Here is an 11,708-nt window from a genome sequence, read left to right on the forward strand (position 1 = left end):
ACGATGGAACTTGTGATTCGCAGGTATGGCCCGGCAGACCTACCCGGTATGGTGGGGGTATGGAACCAGGTGGTGGAGGAAGGGATTGCCTTTCCCCAGGAGGAATGCTTGGATTTGGAGAGCGGCAGGGCCTTTTTTGCCGGCCAGAGCTACAGCGGCGTAGCTGTGGAATTGGACACGGGAAAGGTGGCTGGCCTGTATATCATCCATCCCAACAACGTGGGGCGTTGCGGGCATATCTGCAATGCCAGCTATGCCGTGTCTGCTGCCCACAGGGGGCTGCACATTGGGGAGAAGCTGGTGCTGGATTCCTTGGAACAGGGCCGGAGGCTGGGGTTCCGTATCCTGCAATTCAACGCAGTGGTGGAGAGCAATACCCATGCCCGGCATCTGTACGAGCGGCTGGGCTTTCAACAGTTAGGCACCATCCCTGGCGGGTTCCGCCAGAAGGACGGGGAGTATGTGAATATCTGCCCCTATTACCGGACGCTGTAGTCAAGGGCTGACGCGCTGCGCTTACCGCAGCAGCAGCCACAGGGCAAAGAGGAGGAGGGTGAAGTTTCCACCCTGGGAGAACATCCACAGCCCTGCCCAGGCCAAGCCTGCCGCGACAACCTTGCTCAAAACACGGCTGAGGTGATCTCCGCGGTTCGGCCCGGTGAACCAGGAGAGGATGGCCCGTACCGTTCGCCCCCCATCCAGGGGCCCTGCGGGCAGGAGGTTGAACAGCCCCAGAGCCAGGCTGAGGCCGGTGAGCAGGTAGGCGTCCCCGCTGCCAAAGTGTTTCCCCCAGGCTGCGGCCAGGATGGCTAGGAGGAAGCTGGCCATGGGGCCGGACAGGGCCACCAGGCATTCTTCCCAATAGGAGAATAACCGCTCCCGACTGGGGCGGATCACGGCCCCCGTGCCGGTGAGGCAGAAGCAGCCTACCCGTCCCCCCAGGGCCCGGACCATGGCGATATGGCCCAGTTCATGGACCACGCTGGCCACCAGGAACCAGAACAGAAGCCGAAGGGACGCCGCCAGCAGCAGCGCCCCTAAGACCAGCCAGAACCCGCCGGTACTATGCAATTTGCGCATCTGGAACCTCCGGTGCCGTCTGAGGGGCGGACCCTGGGCTGTCAGGCTGGGCCTCCTCTCCTGGCGCAGAGGTGGGAGCCTCTGGCTCCATCAGCCCCGACCAGAGGGAGCGGAAGGTCTCCACCGCCGGTTCCCCCCGGGAGAAGGCCTCTCCTACCTGGGAGAATACCGCCTGGAAGTCCGTGTCTGCCCGGACCAACGCCCCCACTCTGGAAGAGAACTGGGAGACGGGCCCCAGGTTGACGCCCCGACCCAGGAACACGATGCCAAAGAGGATCAGGCAGGCCATGAGCTGCCGCAGCCGCCGCTTCTCACCGGGGGTGAGGCTGCTTTTCTTTCGTTTCTTCTTGTCCGCTGCCATAGAAGCGCCTCCTTTCCGTTGCTATGTGTATGGGAGCGGGGGGAGGAATATGCGAAAAATTCTCCGGATGGCTTGACATTCAGCGGGGGAGTACGTATAATAGGGAGGTCTGTTGGGGGAGCATTGCTCTTCTGGGAACATCCGGGTGTAGCGCAGTTGGTAGCGCGCTTGGTTCGGGACCAAGAGGCCGTGGGTTCAAATCCCGCCACTCGGACCAGCTAAGGACGGTTATTCTGATACAATGGGTATCGGAATAACCGTCCTTAATTTTGCTCAAAACCGCCGAAAATAGCCGTTTTACTAACACTTTTGAGAAAAGGCCCACCGTTGGCTGGATAAATTTCCAGGCCAGCGGTGGGCCTTTTTGCATTTTGGGGGACTTTAGAGAGGGAGCTATCATTGAATCGCTCCGCCGCCCCAAACCTGTGCCTGCGTGATCGCTAGAACGGTTTCGGTGGGAATACCGGCAATCTCGCTGCCGAAAATCTCCCGCAGATTTCCGCTGTTCAGCATGGCCGCAAGCTGGGACCTTGCCGCAGCGGACGCGGCCAGCTGGTCAGCCTGGATGTGCCGCTGAATCTGCTTCTCCGCCGCCAGCTTCATAAACTCTGTGTGGCGGGCCATACGCAAATCCCACCAGCTTTCTTCATTGTCAGAGCCGCTCTTGGAGTAGGTGATCTCCCCGCCCGCGCTGGAGGAACAGGCGTTACAGATGTTCCCGTCCTCCCCGATGGCAACGGCCTGGGACATATCCCATGTACTACCGGGCATGATGGCCTCGTTCCGCGCCACATCAAAGGCAAACCATGTGTCGATTTTCGCAAAAATCTCCTGGGCGTAGGCGCTGTCTGTCTCCATGCGCTCCTGCACCTTGGGATGGATGACCACAGCTTTGCTCCCAGGCGGGACGTTGCCCAGGGCGTGAATCTCCTTGGGCGCGGTAAACCTGCCGTCTATGGAGCCGTAGAAGGGATTGGCCCCGGTGGGTTGCCAATTTTCCAGCGTTTCCTTTGCTTTGTCCCCGTCTTGGTACAACAGGTAATGAGGGTAGTCGTTCCGGGTTCTCCAATAACCGCTGCTGGCGTCAAAAACGTGGTAGTGGATGTTGGGATACTTGGCTTTCAGCATGGTTTCCAGAGAGGGGGCCTCTACCGCCTCTGTTCCCCCGGCCTGCACCTGTCCGCCGGAGTGAACTGACAAATCCATCATCAGGCTGGTGGGCATCGCCGCCATGCCTGCCAGACCGCCCAGGCCGGTGGTAAACGTGTCGGCCCTGCTTCTGCTGGCCCGCGCCGCCATATCCATGAAGCTGCTGCCCTGCGTCCCAGTTTGCTTCGCCTCACGGGACTTTGTGGGGACGCTATATGTTTGCGTCCCGTAACCCGGTTGAATCGTATTGCTCATTGTATCATCCTTCCTGTTTCATTACATATTGAGGAAAAACATATTTGCTCCTGCCGGTAAAGAAATCTCTGGCGTGACAGTGGGGGCAGATACCATCCGCGTTTTCAGCAGATCACCGATATTGGAAAAGGACTTTTCAAGCGCTTCGGCCTGTGCGGTGCGCTCCCACATCGCCCTGCGTTCCGCTGCCGCCGCCGCAGCCTGCTCTTGATACTGCCGCTGCTGTTCTGCTTTTTTCTTTGCCTTTTCTGCGTTGATCCTGTTTACCTCGGCCACACGCTCCGGGGAATCACCACAACCACCGATATAGGTCACACTTCCATCCTCATGGATTACCACGCCGCAAGGCTCATAGTTAAGGCCCTGGGCGGCGAACTGTGCGTTCAATCTTGGAGTAGCATTGAAAAAATCATCAATCTTCTGCTCGTAATACGCTGCCTTTTCCGGGTCATTTGCCATATCCTCTAAAATGTTGGGCGCAATCACAACGCTGCTGCCGTTCATACGACCGCCCGCTTTTTGAAGGCTGGCTTGGTCTTTTCCAACGCTCTGAACCGCAACCTGTCCGTATTTGTTTTCCAGATGTTTTTGGTAAGCATCAACATTTGATGTTTCACTCTCGTTGGTGACTTCCGGCCTGCTGCTGATTTCCAGCACGTCAGCCGTACCTCTGCTAGCCCTCGAAGCCATATCCAGAAAGCTGGAAGTCCGTGCCGCCGCACTCCGAACGGTGCGGTTTTCGGGCAGAGGGCTATACATCCTGTTCAAATATCTGCAATCAATCATGCCGCTCATAAACTGCTCCTTTCCTGCAATAGAACCGTTGTGGAAAATTCCTGCTGAATTGCTTTCAGCTCCAATTCTCCCATATACTTCTCCGCCTCCCGGCGCACGTTGGCAAGGCCAATGCCGTGCATGGAGGCATTCTCTTTTTTCGTTGTGACAGGCAAGCCGTCCTGTCCAAATACCACCTCACCCGCGAAAGAGTTTTTGACCTCTATCAGGAAGAAACGTCCTTTTCTCTTTCCAGCCAGCACAATAAACCGCTCACCCTCTCCCACATTCTCGCAAGCCTCCACCGCATTTTGCAGCAGGTTTTGCAGGATGATCCCCACGTCAAAGGCATCATAGTCCCCCGGATCGGGGTAATGGAACTCCGCCTGGAAACGGATGCCCAGGTCAAGGCACCGCCGCCGTACATCGTTGACGATCACATCCGTAACCGGATTGCCCGTTTGGAGCGTCAGCTCAAAGCCGCTCATGCTCTCGTCCATTTTGGAGATATAGTCCTCCAGGCTGGCGTATTCGCCGCTCCGCGCCAGCCCCCTGATGTTGGTCAGGTGGCCCCGCATTTCGTGTTTCAGCCCACGGATGCGGGTATAGAACTGTTCCGCCTCATGGATACGCGCCTGGATTGCCTGTGCCTGCTGGTACTCCATGTAGTGGGTGGCCTGTTCCTCCCGGAGCGCGGCCATCCCCTGCTGAAAGGCGATGGTCAGATAGGCCCCGGCGTAGAACAGCAGGGCCAGCACCGGCACCACCGCCAGAAATGCGGGGTGACGCTCATAGAGCTGGAGCAAAACGCCGTCCTTGAACTCCACCAGCAACCGGGCGATCACTTGTCCGAACAGAATCCCCGCCGTTGGCACCAGTGCGAGATAGCACAGCTCCCAACCGTGGAGCGCCATGCTCCGCTTTCGCATTTGCCGTTGGAGGGCATAGAGCATGACGGCCAGCATGGAGGCATGGGACAGCAGGAACAGCACAACCAGCAGGGCGGCACGGAGAAAGACCGCCTCCGGCGGTTCCAGGCGGTAGGGGACTGACCGCTCCACGATGAAATACAGACTTTGTACCATCAGACCGCTGGAAATTCTGGCGTTGAAATAGAGCAGCGTCAGAAGGAACACGGATGACTTTTCCAGGCCGATCCACTTGGATACCGTCAGCAGCAACAGCATCAGGACCAGCCCAAAGGAGCCTTGGGGCAGCGCCGCCCAGTTGCAGACGATCTCAAAAAGAATGTAGACGAGAAAAACAAGAAGCAGCCTGTGCCGCCTTTTGTCCTGCGGAACGAAAGGCCGGAAAAAAGCGGTGAGCAGGGCGGAGTATGTTAATTCCGCCCCAGGGGAAAACACCTGATTGAAGATCCGAAATCCTGCCTCACTCATAGGCCAGCCCTCCTTTTCACAAAGCGGAGGTAGGCTCTCACGAAGTCCTGGTACTTGTATTTGGAAATTAACAGCTTCTCCCCGTTGGTCAGGGTCAGCTCCGTCTTGCTGTACCCGTCCACATAGGAGAGATTGACAAGATAACCCTTGTGGACACGGAAGAACTGATCGCCCAGATCCGCCTCCAAATCCCGGATTTTTGCGTAACAGGAAAATTCCCCGTCTTTTAGACGCAGCGTAACCTTATGATTGCTGCTTTCGATGTAGTAAATGTTGTCCAGCGGTACCGTTCGGCTGGTGCCAGCAGATTGAAGTGTGAGCGCATGGGAAACCTGCGGCTGAACACGGCCTGTTTTGATCTGTTCTATGGCACGGGCAAAGACTTGGGCAAACTTTTCCTCGTCCACTGGCTTCAGCAGGTATTGGAACGCGCCTACGTCAAAGGCGTCGAACACATACCGCTCATAGCCGGTCACAAAGATAATGACCGGCTGGGCGGCAGCATTGCTCTCCCTGATCTGGCGGGCCAGCGCCATACCGTCCGGGCCGGTGGCGTTCAGCTCAATGTCCAGAAAGAGCAGGTCAATTCCCCGGTGGTCTGCGAGGCAGTCCCCGGCAGAAGCGTACTCCACCACCTCACAGGGGCAGCCCTGCGCCCGGATCAGGGAGGCAAGGTAGGCGCGGGTGGGGGCTTCATCATCACAAAGTGCTATTCTTATCATGGCGATAGTCCTCTACCTGTTTATTCGTTCAAATGGCTATCAGGGTAAGCCCAGTTGACGTGACTGGACGGTTTGATAGCGTAACTGGACAGCACAGCTTGTCCATGACATTATATCATAAGAGGAAAAGACCGGGAGCCGACCTTTTTTGTAGGGACCGGCCTGACCCATCCCCGCGCCGTTTTATCAGTCCTGCAAAAAAATGAAGATATTTTACAAGCCAGAGCAATCCATCGGCTGGTATAATGGGTTGGAAAAAGGAGGTACACCGCATGAAAAAAGAAGTGCGAACGGTGGTCTACGATGACGAGCTACACATTGAGGCTTACCGTTTTGAGGGCATCGTACAGCCATTCCCGAACCATTTTCATGAATACTATGTGATTGGCTTCATGGAGGACGGAGCGCGTGTCCTGTCCTGTAAAAATCAGGAGTATACCATCGCAAAGGGCGATGCTCTTCTGTTCAACCCAGGGGACAATCACGCCTGTGTACAAAGCGATGGCGGTACGCTGGATTACCGTGGCTTAAATATCACCAAAGAGGTCATGTTGGATTTGGCGGAGGAAGTCACTGGCAGGCAGGAGCTACCCGGGTTTTCCCAAAACGTAATCTTTGATGAGGAAGTTGCCTGCTACCTGCGCCCACTCCATGAGCTGGTAATGAAAGGCTCCAATGAATTTGGAAAGGAGGAAAATCTGCTGTTCCTGATTTCTCTGTTAATCCAGCAATACGGCCAGCCTTTTGAAAGCTGCGTCCCGGAGTGCCGGGAAGAAATTGAAAAAGCCTGCACCTTTATGGAACAACATTACGCCGAGCGGATTTACCTGGATCAGATTTGTCGCTGTGCTGGATTGAGCAAATCTACCTTGCTGCGTGCTTTCGCCCGCTCAAAAGGCATCACACCGTACAGCTATCTGGAAAACATTCGTATTGGCAAGGCCAAAAAGCTGTTAGAGCAAGGCGTCCCCCCCGTTGAGGCGGCGCTGCAAACCGGCTTCTCCGACCAAAGCCACTTCTCCAATTATTTCAACCGATTTATTGGATTGGCGCCCGGTATCTATCGGGACATTTTCAGAGATGCGGAGGAGGCGCCGCATGAAGGGTAACGGCACAGCGGGCCACCTTTCCGCCCTGCTTACGATCATCATTTGGGGAACGACCTTTATCTCCACCAAAATTCTGCTGGTGGACTTCCAGCCAGTAGAAATATTGTTTTTTCGCTTTGTTATGGGGTTGCTGGCCCTGCTGGTTGTTTATCCCCAACCTTTGAGAGGGACAAACCGGCAGCAGGAGTTGACCTTTGCCGCTGCGGGCCTGTGTGGAATATGCCTTTACTATCTGCTGGAAAATATCGCACTAACTTATACAATGGCCTCCAATGTCGGGGTGATTATCTCCGTAGCCCCATTTTTCACGGCAATCCTGTCCCACCTGTTTCTGAAAGAAGAAAGGCATCCTGTCAGCTTTTTCATTGGCTTTGTAGTCGCAATGGCTGGGATTGCCCTGATCAGCTTCAGTGGCTCCAAACTGGAACTGAACCCCGCCGGGGATTTGCTGGCGCTGCTGGCCGCGCTGATTTGGGCCTGTTATTCTGTGCTGACAAAGAAAATCAGCGGCTACGGCTACCACACTATTCTCACCACCCGGCGAGTGTTCTGCTATGGCATCCTGTTTATGCTCCCAATGCTTTTTCTGTTTGATTTCAAGCTGGAATTGCCAAGGCTTGCAAACCCTGTGTACCTGTTCAACATTCTCTTCTTGGGGCTGGGCGCATCGGCTCTGTGCTTTGTCACCTGGAATTTTGCGGTCAAGGCGCTGGGGGCGGTCAAAACAAGCGTTTATATCTATATGGTTCCTGTGATTACAGTGGTGACTTCCGTGGCAATCCTCCATGAAAAAATCACCGCCCTGGCCGCTGTTGGAACAGCGCTGACGCTGGCGGGACTGCTCCTGTCAGGGAAGAAGATGTGAAATATGTTGGGAACTGCCAATATATGTTTGGCAGTTCCCTTTTTATAACGTTATCGAATGTATTGCCCTATACAACGCCCCAAGGGAATTGACCAACCCCTCAAACCGTAGTATAATGCTTTCTGAACTGTAGGCCCAGTGCCTGCTTTCATCAATCGTCAGGAGGACAACACTATGGCAAAGAAACACGGCTTAGGCGGGATGCTTTTCTTCGGTGCCGTCACCGCAGCCCTGGGTGGCATCGCGGCCTACCGCCACCGGAAGGAGATTGAGGAGACGCTCCAAAGCATTGCCGACCAGTTGGAGGGCCAGGAGGAGGACGGCTTCTTCTCCGTGGAGTTGGAGGACTTGGAGGAGCCCATCGTCCATGTCACCGACCCGCTGGAAGAGGAGACAGTGGAGCCTGCTGCCCCGGAGAGCATGTCCCAGGAGACTCCACCGGAGGCCTAAGCCTACACAGGATAGAAAGCGCAGACCTTGCGACACTTGGCAGGGCCTGCGCTTTCTATTTATTCGTCGGAGAGGAGGGGGAAGCGGAGGGTCACCTTGAACAGGTCCCCATCCACGTCCAGATGGAAGCTGCCCTTTTGCAGCTCCGTGAGGCTCCGGGCGATGGACAGCCCCAGGCCGTTGCCCTCGCTGCTGCGGGAGCTGTCCCCCCGGACAAAGCGCTCCATGAGCTCCTCCGGCGTCAGGTTCAGGGGGGCGCTGGAGGTGTTGCGGAAGGTGATCTGGGCCATGCCCGCCTTCTCCTCCAAGGTCAGGTAGACCCGGGTGCCCCGCTGGGCGTATTTGCAGATGTTGTTCATCAGGTTGTCGAACACCCGCAGCATCCGCCGCCCGTCGGCCATCACCCGCAGGGACTGTTCCGGGGTGTTGGTCACCAGCGCTAGACCGGCGTCGGAGAGCTTTTGGGCGTACTCCCCCGAAATCTGTAGCAGGAAGTTCTCCGCCTCGCAGGGGGCCAGCAGCACTTCCAGATTCCCCGTAGAGGCCTTGGAGGCCTCCACCAGGTCCTCAATGAGCCGTTTCAGCCGGTCGGACTGCCGCCCCAGCACTTCCGCGTATTCCCCCACCTTGGGGTTGTCGCAGGGCTCCTTGCCGATGAGGTCGGCATAGTTGATGATGGAGGTCAGGGGGGTCTTGATGTCGTGGGAGACGTTGGTGATGAGCTCCGTTTTCATCCGCTCACTTTTCAGCCGCTGCTCCACAGCCCGGGTCATGCCCTGGGCAATGCTGTTTAGGTTTTCCCCGTGTTTTTTGAAGTCCCAGTACATCCGGTGGGTGTCTACCTGGTAGTTCAGATCCCCCGCCGCCATGGCTTCCCCCCCCGCTTGGAGCCGCCGCAAGGTCAGCGCACCGAAGAGGATCACAGGCACCAGGATCAGGTGTTCCAAGAGCCAGAAAGCCAGATAGCTTTCCATATGGTACATAGAGCCAGCCAGGAAAAGCAGCTCCAAGAAGCAGAGGGCCGCAACGATGAGGCAGGTCCGCCAGATCATGGGGAGCTTCCGGGTGCCCTGAAGGAAGCGGCCCCACAGGCGCTTGCACCACCGCCCCAGGGCTTTTGTCCACTTCCAGCACAGCTTACACAGCCGCCAGGTCAGCTTGCAGGCCCACCAGATCACAGTATTTTTCAACAGGGTGTGGGCCTTGATGCGGCAGGCCACACTCATGGACAGCCCCAGGCAGATAGCGGCAGCGGTAATCAGCTCTGCCGCCAGCAGAGTGATGAGGAATACCGTGTCTACGTAGTTGTCCATGGTTACGTATACACAGCAGAGGCAGACCCCCAGCCCAAAGGCCATCAAAAAATCAATGGGGACATGGTGCAGCGGCCCCGGGACCAATTCCTCTGTGTCCGGCCGCCGTCCAGAGACGCACAGCAGGGCCACGTAACAGGCAATAGCCAGAACAGCCGCAATGGCACCGATGGCATATACGCCATACCGCAGGTCATAGGTCAGGCCGAGCAGCCAAAGGACCGGGGCTGCGTTGCCATGAAGCCCATCTAGGGACCCGTCCACAGCGACGCTGATGGTATAGGGCACTTCGTTCCTTTCGATGAGGTCTGTCAGCTCCTGTGTGGTGAAGCTGTAGTTCTCCCCATACCACTCGATCACCAGCGCCCCGTCCTGGTTGGCCAGGGAGAAGGAGAAGCTATGTGTATACTCGAGAGATTTCGTTTGGGCGGACGCCTCAGATTCAGCGACTACAGTTCCCCCTTCGTCATAGATGATATAGTGCAGGCCCATGCCCCGGTCGGGGATATTGACGACGGTTTCGCCCCGCTGGGCGAGAGGGCGCGCCAATGCTCGAACCGTGTCATATACCTCTGTGTGCAGGGTTGACTGTTGATAATCCTGAAAAACCGCCTCCCGTGTGTGGGTATAAAAGTCACCGCTTACCGCTACCGCCGCACCCAGTACACAGAGTGTCAGGACACATAGGGCAAGGATTGTGACTAGGAATACGCTCAGCTTTCCGGGTATGGTACGAATCCAACGTTTCATGGGTTACCGTCCTTTCTCTAGCTTATACCCCTGGCCGAACACGACCTTCAAATACCGGGGCTCTGCCGGGTTGATCTCTAGTTTTTCCCGCAGGTGGCGGATGTGGACCGCCACGGTGTTGTCGCTGCCATAGGGCTTTTCCTTCCAGACCACCCGGTAGATCTCCTTGGGGGAGTAGACCTTGCCGGGGGTGGTCATAAGCAGCTTCAAAATTTCATACTCCTTGGGGGTCAGGGACACCGGTTCCCCGTCCAGGGTGACGGCCTTGCTCTTGTCGTCCAGCTGGATGCCCCCCACCTGGTAGCTGTCGTTCTTCACAGCCCCGCCGCCCAGCTGGAAATACCGCCGGAGCTGGGAGCGTACCCGTGCCGCTACCTCCACGGGGTTAAAGGGTTTGGTAATGTAGTCGTCGGCCCCTACGTTCAGCCCCAGGATTTTGTCGGTGTCCTCGCTCTTGGCGGTGAGGAGGATGACGGGGACGTTGCTGTGGACCCGTATCTTGGTCATGGCGGAAATGCCGTCCATCTCCGGCATCATGATGTCCATGAGGATCAGGTGGATGTCCTGCTCCTCCATGATGTCCAGGGCCTCCTGGCCGGTAAAGGCCTCGAACATTTGGTAGTTTGGGTCGGCCAGATAGAGCTTTAAGGCGTTGACGATATCCTTGTCGTCGTCGCAGATCAGAATGTTGTACATCTCTCTTCCCCCTTCGCTTGGTATGATAGCACAGAAGCCCTTTAAGATAAAACAGGGATTCTCTTTAAGATTTCATGAAGTTCCCGCAAAAAGAGCCGAGAACACAAGTCCTCGGCTCCCGTTTGGGGGTTGGCCCTTCCTTGGGCTCATTGCAGTGCGGCGCGGATGTTTGCCGCCACGCTGCCGCTGTCCTGGCACATGGCCAGGAGGATGGTGCCGTTGGGAAAGGTCTCCAACACGGCGTTTTTGGCGATGTCGTACTGGTCCGGCAGGTAGTGTTCAAAGTTTTGTTGCTGTAGGTCGATGAAGCCCTGCAGGCCTGCCAGGACAGTGTCTGCCTTCCCCTCTGCCGGGACCACCAGGGCGATGCCATAGGCGCGGACGTTCATAGGGGAGACAGATACGGCGCAGGCGGATACATCCGCCTCGCTCAGGCTCAGGAGGGAGAAGATGTACTCATCTTCAAAGGTGGTAAGGATGGGGAAAACCTGGTTTTCCTCCGCATCCCGGGCACCCTGGATGGCGGCGGCCAAGTCCTCTGGGCTGTGGTCTGCCGCTGGGGTGCCTCCACCGCCGCAGGCGGAGAGCAGGGGAAGGAGTAGGGCCAACAGCAGGGGGAAGAGGATACGTTGTTTCATTGGGCTCGTCCTTTCTCAGATCAACTTGTTATGGTGGATAATTTCTGCTATAGTATACCATATTTTTGTGGGGATGCAAGGGGAAGGCTGTGAAGTCCCCCTCAGAAGAGGTGGCAAAGCGTACCAGCCTCTTTGCTGCCAGCATAAAA

At 56.6% G+C, this 11,708-nt stretch carries 13 protein-coding genes and 1 tRNA gene; 5 read left to right on the forward strand and 9 right to left on the reverse strand.

Annotated features, from left to right (window positions below):
• The first annotated feature begins 3 nt into the window (after nucleotides 1–3).
• Nucleotides 4–495: a GNAT family N-acetyltransferase gene (locus tag ACTOZL_RS00160; protein ID WP_482476003.1), complete on the forward strand. Its 492-nt coding sequence runs from the start codon at nucleotides 4–6 to the stop codon at nucleotides 493–495.
• A gap of 21 nt (nucleotides 496–516) precedes the next feature.
• Here the strand turns inward: ACTOZL_RS00160 and ACTOZL_RS00165 are convergent, their stop codons facing one another.
• Nucleotides 517–1,080, reverse strand: coding sequence for a site-2 protease family protein (locus ACTOZL_RS00165; RefSeq protein WP_482476004.1), 564 nt, complete (start codon nucleotides 1,078–1,080; stop codon nucleotides 517–519).
• Nucleotides 1,064–1,441: a hypothetical protein gene (locus ACTOZL_RS00170; protein ID WP_482476005.1), complete on the reverse strand. Its 378-nt coding sequence runs from the start codon at nucleotides 1,439–1,441 to the stop codon at nucleotides 1,064–1,066. Before ACTOZL_RS00170 ends, ACTOZL_RS00165 begins: the two co-directional genes overlap by 17 nt.
• 141 nt (nucleotides 1,442–1,582) lie before the next feature.
• Between ACTOZL_RS00170 and ACTOZL_RS00175 the strand changes: the two genes are divergently transcribed.
• Nucleotides 1,583–1,658: transfer RNA gene (locus ACTOZL_RS00175), tRNA-Pro, on the forward strand.
• A gap of 179 nt (nucleotides 1,659–1,837) precedes the next feature.
• Here ACTOZL_RS00175 and ACTOZL_RS00180 read toward each other — a convergent pair.
• Genes ACTOZL_RS00180 through ACTOZL_RS00195 form a run of 4 tightly spaced genes read right to left on the reverse strand, consistent with a single transcriptional unit; the run spans nucleotide 1,838 to nucleotide 5,738 of the window.
• Nucleotides 1,838–2,845: a hypothetical protein gene (locus ACTOZL_RS00180; protein ID WP_482476006.1), complete on the reverse strand. Its 1,008-nt coding sequence runs from the start codon at nucleotides 2,843–2,845 to the stop codon at nucleotides 1,838–1,840.
• Between the two features lie 21 nt (nucleotides 2,846–2,866).
• Nucleotides 2,867–3,640, reverse strand: coding sequence for a DUF6033 family protein (locus tag ACTOZL_RS00185; protein ID WP_482476008.1), 774 nt, complete (start codon nucleotides 3,638–3,640; stop codon nucleotides 2,867–2,869).
• Complete coding sequence (locus ACTOZL_RS00190) at nucleotides 3,637–5,016, reverse strand: sensor histidine kinase (protein ID WP_482476010.1); 1,380 nt, start codon at nucleotides 5,014–5,016, stop codon at nucleotides 3,637–3,639. Before ACTOZL_RS00190 ends, ACTOZL_RS00185 begins: the two co-directional genes overlap by 4 nt.
• The gene (locus ACTOZL_RS00195; protein ID WP_482476011.1) at nucleotides 5,013–5,738 is read right to left on the reverse strand and encodes a LytR/AlgR family response regulator transcription factor; all 726 of its coding nucleotides are present in this window, start codon (nucleotides 5,736–5,738) and stop codon (nucleotides 5,013–5,015) included. The genes ACTOZL_RS00190 and ACTOZL_RS00195 overlap by 4 nt, the downstream gene beginning before the upstream one ends.
• A 272-nt stretch (nucleotides 5,739–6,010) precedes the next feature.
• Here ACTOZL_RS00195 and ACTOZL_RS00200 point away from each other — a divergent pair, with 272 nt between their 5' ends.
• The 3 genes from ACTOZL_RS00200 (at nucleotide 6,011) to ACTOZL_RS00210 (ending at nucleotide 8,162) form a co-directional block, all read left to right on the forward strand.
• Nucleotides 6,011–6,847, forward strand: a complete 837-nt coding sequence (locus ACTOZL_RS00200) for a helix-turn-helix domain-containing protein (protein WP_482476012.1) — start codon at nucleotides 6,011–6,013, stop codon at nucleotides 6,845–6,847.
• A complete protein-coding gene (locus ACTOZL_RS00205) occupies nucleotides 6,837–7,712 on the forward strand; it encodes a DMT family transporter (RefSeq protein WP_482476014.1) in 876 nt (291 codons plus the stop codon). The genes ACTOZL_RS00200 and ACTOZL_RS00205 overlap by 11 nt, the downstream gene beginning before the upstream one ends.
• Before the next feature lie 174 nt (nucleotides 7,713–7,886).
• Complete coding sequence (locus tag ACTOZL_RS00210; protein ID WP_482476015.1) at nucleotides 7,887–8,162, forward strand: hypothetical protein; 276 nt, start codon at nucleotides 7,887–7,889, stop codon at nucleotides 8,160–8,162.
• Between the two features lie 59 nt (nucleotides 8,163–8,221).
• On the opposite strand, the gene ACTOZL_RS00215 is transcribed toward ACTOZL_RS00210, so the two are convergent.
• From ACTOZL_RS00215 to ACTOZL_RS00225, 3 genes are all read right to left on the reverse strand, one after another.
• Nucleotides 8,222–10,225 (reverse strand): sensor histidine kinase, encoded by a 2,004-nt coding sequence (locus tag ACTOZL_RS00215; RefSeq protein WP_482476017.1) that lies wholly within the window; start codon nucleotides 10,223–10,225, stop codon nucleotides 8,222–8,224.
• A 3-nt stretch (nucleotides 10,226–10,228) separates the two neighbouring features.
• Nucleotides 10,229–10,921: a response regulator transcription factor gene (locus tag ACTOZL_RS00220; RefSeq protein ID WP_482476019.1), complete on the reverse strand. Its 693-nt coding sequence runs from the start codon at nucleotides 10,919–10,921 to the stop codon at nucleotides 10,229–10,231.
• Nucleotides 10,922–11,067: 146 nt separating this feature from the next.
• The gene (locus ACTOZL_RS00225; RefSeq protein ID WP_482476020.1) at nucleotides 11,068–11,559 is read right to left on the reverse strand and encodes a DUF4358 domain-containing protein; all 492 of its coding nucleotides are present in this window, start codon (nucleotides 11,557–11,559) and stop codon (nucleotides 11,068–11,070) included.
• Nucleotides 11,560–11,708 lie beyond the last annotated feature (149 nt).

The organism is Evtepia sp., from assembly GCF_056797215.1.